Annotated in this window: 4 protein-coding genes; 1 reads left to right on the top strand and 3 read right to left on the bottom strand. The window is 32.2% G+C overall.

The genetic code is table 11. The features are described 5' to 3' along the window. Positions 1–106 precede the first annotated feature (106 nt). The 3 genes from AC3WR0_RS18580 to AC3WR0_RS18570 form a co-directional block, all read right to left on the bottom strand. Positions 107–1270, bottom strand: coding sequence for an MGDG synthase family glycosyltransferase (locus AC3WR0_RS18580; protein ID WP_492553710.1), 1164 nt, complete (start codon positions 1268–1270; stop codon positions 107–109). Between the two features lie 332 nt (positions 1271–1602). After that, positions 1603–2241, bottom strand: a complete 639-nt coding sequence (locus tag AC3WR0_RS18575; RefSeq protein ID WP_492553709.1) for a DedA family protein — start codon at positions 2239–2241, stop codon at positions 1603–1605. A 96-nt stretch (positions 2242–2337) separates the two neighbouring features. After that, the gene (locus AC3WR0_RS18570; protein WP_492553714.1) at positions 2338–4029 is read right to left on the bottom strand and encodes a DUF6044 family protein; all 1692 of its coding nucleotides are present in this window, start codon (positions 4027–4029) and stop codon (positions 2338–2340) included. 484 nt (positions 4030–4513) lie between these two features. On the opposite strand from AC3WR0_RS18570, the gene AC3WR0_RS18565 reads away from it, so the two are divergent. Then, a complete protein-coding gene (locus tag AC3WR0_RS18565; protein WP_492553708.1) occupies positions 4514–4993 on the top strand; it encodes a divergent PAP2 family protein in 480 nt (159 codons plus the stop codon). Positions 4994–6000: the final 1007 nt, after the last annotated feature.

Below are 6000 nucleotides of genomic sequence, written 5' to 3'. Positions count from 1 at the left end.
CGATGATAATGCTGACGAAGCCTTCCTTATCCTGTCCGTCGTGCGTTCAGAATTTAGGGATATAAATTCTGATTAGCCAAAAAAAGATCGCCTCAGCGATCCCATTTTAGTTCAAAAATTTATTTAAAGCCAGAGCGAAAGAAACTCTTCTTTTCTTAATAGGTTCAAATTCCGCTGCTTCTACAGATACAAGAAAATTCAAAATATCTTCTGCTGCATGTCTGTTGATGAATTCTTTCTGTGATTTGATGATCGAAGATAAACGTTTCTCATTATGGTCTAACAATTCTTCCATTATCGATGTAAGATTTTTAGTGTCTTGGCAAAAAATTCCTAAATTATGCTTTTCGGCAAACCTTGGATTATCTTTTTCTTGCCCTGGTAAAGCGCCTGTAATAATAATTGGTAAATTAGTCGCAATACATTCAAACATTACATTTGGGCTTCCTCTAGTAATCGCAATATCTGCTGAAAGCATCAATTCTTGAATATTCTTTACAAATCCATAAATCTTGGCACGATCTCCGAAGCGACCCTTTAAAGAAGATTCCAATTCCACTTTTAATGTTTCATTTCTGCCCGCAATCATACTTACGGTACAGTCAAAATGTTCAAGAAGCTCTTCTGCAATGGCGCTCATATTGCCTACACCTTCACCACCGCTCATCAATAAAAAGTTGAAATGTGATTTCCCGTTTTTCCGGATCTTGGTTTTGGCATTAAATCTTTCCCGAACAGGAAATCCAACTACATTGATTTTTTCTTCAGGAACCCCAAATTCTAAACATTTTTCTTTTGCTTCCTCGGTAGGACTAAGGATAAAGTCCGCTCTTTTGTCCGCCCATAAAGGATAAATATTCACTAAATCCGCAATAAGGGTGCCAAAAGGAATGTGTATATTTTCTTTACGAAGGATATTAATGACAGAGCCATTGAAATTAGGATGAAGCGATAAGATCAAGTCAGGTTTTACTTCATTTAGTACAGTCAGTAAATTCTTTCGAATCATTACTTCGATAAACTTGTCCACTAGATAAGAATTCTTAGCAGAGAAATGCCAAATCGCGTTCCAAAGCTGGGCAGAATATCGAGTAATGGGTCCATAAGATTTACCAATGTTTAATAACGCGGATCCACCTAAAGCAAAGCCGTCAACCACATGTAAAACAACTTGTGTATTCACACCAATTTTTTCTTGTAATGATTCAGCGATACTTTTATGTCCATGACCAGTATGGTCCGAAGAAATGACCAGAATTTTTTTATTCATAGATATCAACCCTTTCTATATTTCTTTCCTATTTACTAACTCCATCTCTTCTTTCTCCTTTAAATGTCTTTACAGGAAAGGAGTTAGTAAAAGGAATGGCTTTATCTATATTTATATCAAGCGTATATAGTCACTTGATTTATTTTAAAAAAGCATAGCTTTTTTTTAGAAACCTTACTATTTTCCATTTCATTTATATAGTTTTAAAGTAAATGATTTGCTTTTTACACTTTTAACTATAAACCTTTTTTATTAAGAAATTATTAAATTCATCAATTTAGGTAAAAATTAACGCAGTGAATAGTATGAATCTATTGTTTTAAATATCTTTATTAATTTTTCCAATATAATAATTTCCAAATAATTGAACCTACATGGTATTTAATTTTTTTAGTTCTATGCTGTTTAATAAAAATGACAGTAGTCATCATAACCAATAGAATGATCAAAATTATAAATAATAGAAATTGTTTCCGTAGAAAATGATGATATTGCCCCCAAAAGATATTAGCATATCTTCCCAATAAAATAAAAACAATTATCCACAAAAGAGTACCTGTTGAGTTATAAAAGGTAAACTTCCAAAAGCTCATTCGATTTATACCAGCTAAATAAGCTGAAAAAACTCGAATTCCCGCAACAAATTTACCCCCAAAAACCACTAGCACACTGTATTTTTTAAACTTTTCATCCACAGTGTTAAATTTCTTATTTGTTATTCCTACATATTTGCCAAATCGCAAAATAAAGTTCCGTCCTAAAAAACGGCCAATCATATAAGCAAAATTGGAACCTATGAGAGTTCCTGAAAGGGTTACAAGGAGCAGTGGCGTAAATAAAAATGTCCCCTGTTTCCATTGTATGCCTGATAAAGTAAGAATAGTTTCCCCTGGAAAAGGGATCCCTATCATTTCAAGCAAAAATGCAAAAAAGATACCTGGAAATCCATACTGTTGTATATTAAAATGCACTCTAATACCCTCCAGAAACTAGTAAATTAGTTTTTTAAGGACCAAATAATAATAAGGAAGGAGAGTCATTTTGAAGTCTCTCCTGTGTCTTAATTTTTACAAAACTCTATATAAATATATCCGCCAATAGTATTCCTTTTTATGAAAGATCTTTTTTAGCTCCAGGTGATTTTCACTGGCGTTTTGTATCCGGACTGTGGAAAGAATATAATCTCCCCCCATTTTTTTCAAAACTGCTGTATTTAAATCCATGTTTCGGATTACTTTTGATGAATTTCTCAAAAACATATAATTTTCCCCAAGTTCATTTACGAATACATAACATCTTCCCCCCCACTCATCAAAATATTCCTTTAATGTGAGGTTTTTATCTAGTTCAGGAGCAATAATTTTTCGAAATTGGTGCTTATATGACAAAGGGTAAAAATTATTATAAGTATCAAGTGTATAAAGTCCATTATATTGGGCAATTGCAGGATGAAGTCCGATGCTAATGACCCTATAATCTTTAACCGGTTTTCCAATATATTTCTTGATGTCCTCAAATTCCTTAACTTCATAAAACTGCTTAAAAGAAGGAGAATGACGGTAATAAATTTCCTCGTTTGATGGGAAAAGAACACAAAGCTGCAAAATGGCAAGAAGTATAGCAAATATACGCCATTTCTTATTAATCCTCCACAGTATTTGAAGAGAAACTGCGAATAAAATATAAATGATCATCGGTCTTAAATAATGATAACGGGAAAAATTAAAGGTGTTTAAAACATTTATTTTTTGTTTTAAAGGCACCCACCCCTGATACCACCAAAAGGAATACCATACAGATAACAAAAAGTTTGCCAGATGTAACCCGATAAATAGCTTTTCCTGTCTCCATCTTTTTTGAACGATGACTATAATAAGTGCAATCAAAGCGGTTGGAAAGATAATGAACTCATAAAGCGTTTGATCCTGGTTATGTCCAATAAAATAATTTTTGAAGATTAGCCCAATCGTCTGATAGAGGGTGTTTTTTGACTCATCAAATTCCGAACGATTCGTTTTTTCGGTTGTAAAAATTAGCGATGCGATAGTACGATATTCAATGGCCATATAGAGGAGAGTCATATACAGAATGGAAAGGAACATTCTTACCTGAACTTTTTTTGTTCTAATGACATCAACAAGCCAAAATATACCCATTGCACTTAAGAAAAAGAAAAATCCTAACATGAAAGTAGAATAAAACGGCAACAGGGTAAGCGTAATCCAACTCTGCCTTGTTTTCACATGATACCGCAGATTTAAAAATGCCCATAAGGCTAAAGGCATTCCTAGTGTACTCAACATGCCATTAGGCCAAAAAGGAGTTAGAGAAAAGGTTAAGGCGGCTGCAACTCGAATAATCCCCTGTCCCTTAGGTTTAATGATATAGTCTTTTAAAAGTAAATACATTCCTAAGAAGGCTGCAAACCGAGTGATTGCAACATTTAATCCATAAGCAGTAACCGGCGGAAAGAACCGAAACAATTCTATAATGCCGTAGTATTCGGAATAAAGAGCATTTCGGGATAATTGCCCGTTTATGATTTGTGGAATATTAGCATTAAGAGGACCAAAAAGCTGCCCGCTATTCATTAATACTTTGTACCAGGCTACATTGGAATCCAGATTATCATGAATCCTCATATGTGCGTCTTGTCCAAGGACAAAATATGGCAACACCCAAAGTACAATAATAAACATTGCAATCAGTAAATATGTTTTCTCTTGTTGAAATAATTTTTTAAGATTTCGTATTGTCATGAATTCCTCGATTCCTTTTTGCCGTGCTTTTTTAAAGCTATAAATTTTATACATTAAATAACGGAATAAAGAGGGAAGATCGACCATAAAGAGAATGTAATCTTCCTTTAGAAAGTTTTCATATAAAAATGAAAGGACTCAATGACCAAACCTGGCAACCAATTAAGTTATTACATCAATTTTTAATTTAACACCTAATTTTAAAATAGAACGTAATTTAATAAATTTTTAATAAAACAATAACGAACAGTTTATAATTTACTGAAATAATTCTCCTTTTCTGGCTGCAAAGCTTGTTTAGAGTATATCCTGCAATAAATTTTTTAAAGGAAATTTAATATGGTATATTTTAATTCCACTGTTTCTTTTTTTCATTTTAATCAGGAAGATCGCTATAGTAAATTCATATGGTTTTGAACAAGATATTACCATAATCTTTTGAAGGCATTGATTTTACATGCCTTCATCATTTTTAGGAGGCAACATGTTTTTATCCTATCCAATTTTATCTGCTCTTTTGGGAATGCTAATCGCACAAATAGTAAAAATCCCCATTCATTTTTTAATATCCAGAGAACTCAATTTAAAATTAATGTTTAGCACAGGTGGTATGCCAAGTTCTCATACTGCAACCATTATTTCTTTAACTACGGCAATTGGATTTACTTCTGGTCTTTATTCTGACGATTTTGCAATTTGTATTATAGTTTCCTTAATCGTGATGCATGATGCTACAGGCGTTAGAAGACATGCAGGTTATCATGCTGAGGTTTTAAATAAATTATTAGTTGATTTCAATCGTTTAATTGACACACTAAAAGACCCTAACTTAAAGAAAACAGAGTCCAGAGAAAAATTAAAAGAATTATTAGGGCACCAGCCGGCGGAAGTTTTTTTTGGTGTTATTACAGGAATCTTGGTTGGTGTTTTGACTTATTTTATATATCCATTCAATAGAATTTAATACACAAAAAAAACCTATATTATATAACCCATTAGTAAATGGTTATTTAATATAGGTTTTTTTCTCGTTTTATAAACATTATTCATATTCTAAAAAAGACTTCTCCACAAATAATAGCCAATATAATAAGAATATCGATTATGATTAGCGTCTTTATCAAGTAGTTCATAATATTGGAATCCTTTCTTTAATATTATCAACCAGATATTAAACATTATATGATTATAAAATAAACAAATTAAAGTAAGATTAAAATTTCACCTTTTTTAACTATAAATATTATTCTTTGGCAATGCATCTTTTACTTAAGCAACAGATAAAAAATTATTAGTGGATGCCACCACCTATCATATTAAGGTTAAAAGCTTCCTAATGTATCTAATAAGTCCTATTGTGGATTGTTGACTTTAGTGAAAAAGTGGTTACCATTAAACTTTACTGTTGTTATCTCGTTTATTACCTCTCCTGGCCCCGCTTTTCCGCAGATCGTTTATATAATATATACCCAAAATAGTGAGCACAAAGGAATTAATACTTCTAATGTAACCTATGAACACACTGATTAATATTGTATTTACAAAAACACTTTGCCGATAGGTGGGTTTTATTATGAGGAAAGTATACTTATGTATGTTGTTTTTATCCCCTTTCCCAATTGAATTTGGAATACTTATGACTATCCTTTGGATATCAGGCGGCTTTTCTTTTTTCTTTGATATTACTCATGAAATTTACTGTTATATCCCTTTATTAATTGGAATCTCGATGTTCATAATTGGGTCGTTCGGTACTTATTATAAAAAAACAGCCCCCTAAATCAGCAGTTCCATCCTACTCCTGCATATAAGTCACCAAATAACAGCAATCAGTAATTGTTTGCATTAAACCCAAAACATTCGATTACAAAAATACCCTCCCCATAGCAGTCATTTTTCATATTTCACGAAATGGAAATATTTCTACATGGTTTATTTTTTTCTCAACGAGAACTTACGCCGGACAACAAT

It is taken from the genome of Neobacillus sp. FW104-15D2 (assembly GCF_058790155.1).
Note: the sequence above shows the minus strand (reverse complement) of the source record. Positions and strands in the feature narration are given on the sequence as shown.

Coding starts and splice junctions, on each gene's coding strand:
- AC3WR0_RS18580 (WP_492553710.1), bottom strand. CDS start 1,270: ATGAATAAAAAAATTCTGGTCATTTCTTCGGACCATACTGGTCATGGA.
- AC3WR0_RS18570 (WP_492553714.1), bottom strand. CDS start 4,029: ATGACAATACGAAATCTTAAAAAATTATTTCAACAAGAGAAAACATAT.
- AC3WR0_RS18565 (WP_492553708.1), top strand. CDS start 4,514: ATGTTTTTATCCTATCCAATTTTATCTGCTCTTTTGGGAATGCTAATC.